This window comes from Endozoicomonas sp. ONNA2, assembly GCF_024606365.1.
Lineage (GTDB): Bacteria > Pseudomonadota > Gammaproteobacteria > Pseudomonadales > Endozoicomonadaceae > Endozoicomonas.
Map to the genome: position 1 here is coordinate 1 of NZ_JAHHPO010000564.1, position 1,460 is coordinate 1,460.

Here is a 1,460-nt window from a genome sequence, read left to right on the forward strand (position 1 = left end):
GGCTCTCTGCTGGTTGATGGCTCTCTGCTGGTTGATGACTCTCTGCTGGTTGATGACTCAGTGGTTATTACAGTTTTTAATGTCTCAGTTGGTTGGTCAACACTGGTTGCATCGTCTGGAACAGTGGCAATACCTGCATTTATATTGTTGCTGTTTCCGGTGCTTGATGACGTCGCTGGTTTGGTTGTTGGCTGTATCGTGGTGTGCTCTGCATCGATTGCCTTTTTTGCTGCATTTTCTGCAATGATCACCGGCACTATTGGTGGTTGGTTTGGTTTTGCTGCTGAGCCTTGGGAAGCTTGCTTTTCAGAGTGTTTTTTATGTTTTTTTTCGATCGCTTTTTTTATGGCCTCGTACAACTTTTTAAGTGTTTTGGCTCCTTTTTTTGTCGCGACACCACCTGCTCCAATGCCTCCTCCAACTTCACCACCGGCTTCACCACCGGCTTCACCGCCAGCTCCAGCGCCTGCTCCAGCACCTGCTCCAGCTTCACCACCGGCTTCACCGCCAGCTTCACCACCTTCACCTTCACCGTCTTCTGCCTGGTTACAGCCGCCAACCGACCGTGTGCATCTGGCGGCCTGCCTTCCTGTTTTCCCTGCCTTTTTAGTAGTTTTCTTGATGGCCTCTTCAAGGGTTTTTTCCCCGCCTTTTTCCCCGGTTTCTTCTCCTGCTGTCTCCCCACCTTCTTCTGCAACTTTCTCCCCAGCTTCCTCACCTACGTTTTGAGATAGCTTGTTAAAGATTCTGTCTGCAGCATCCTCGCCGACCTCAGTGGCCCTTGCCATTTCTGACAGTAGTGACAGGCATCCGGAGCAGTTGGCTAAGAATGATACCAATGCTAGTCCGGCAGTGCCGCCGATCCCGCCACCGATTATCCCTCCAATAGTACTACCGGATACACCGCTGCTGCCCTGGCTGTCGGGTGCGGCATGGGCACTGTCGGGTTGGGCTGCACCGGCCTGCGCTCCAACGGCACTAGCGCCCGGCTCTGGGTCAAGCATGCGGAAGTCTCTTTCACCAGCCAGCTTGAACCGCTCTCCGTCAGTGATGGTGTCCAGGTTAGTGGTTGCCTGTGCCGCACCTTGTGGTACTGATTGAGCATCGGCATCAGCGGTTTTTTTCGGGGCGGAGGGCAAGTGTTTGGCGATGTCATTCAGTGTGGTGACAGCGTGGGCATTCATCAGCCTGATGTTGGTTGAGTATTCAGCTTGATTCGGATACATTTCCAGGGCGGTAAGGACTTCCCGCATCAGATAAACCATGGGCATTTGCTTAATTTCTGCCAGTGTTTCTGACTCTGATGATGACAGGGATTTCAGGTTGATGTGCAGACGTTTCCGGGTGGCAGCATTTTTGACGGTTGCAAGGTATTTTGTCGTCAGGGCGTTGATTTTTTCCTTGTCAAGGAATTGTCTGTAAATAACTTCCACATATTCAGATGCTCCACCGCAATCATC

At 51.8% G+C, this 1,460-nt stretch carries 1 protein-coding gene; it reads right to left on the reverse strand.

What is annotated here, in order from left to right:
- Positions 1 to 1,433 (reverse strand): hypothetical protein (locus KDK14_RS09845; RefSeq protein ID WP_257264927.1); only part of this gene is annotated, 1,433 nt, incomplete at its 3' end.
- Between the last annotated feature and the right edge of the window lie 27 nt (positions 1,434 to 1,460).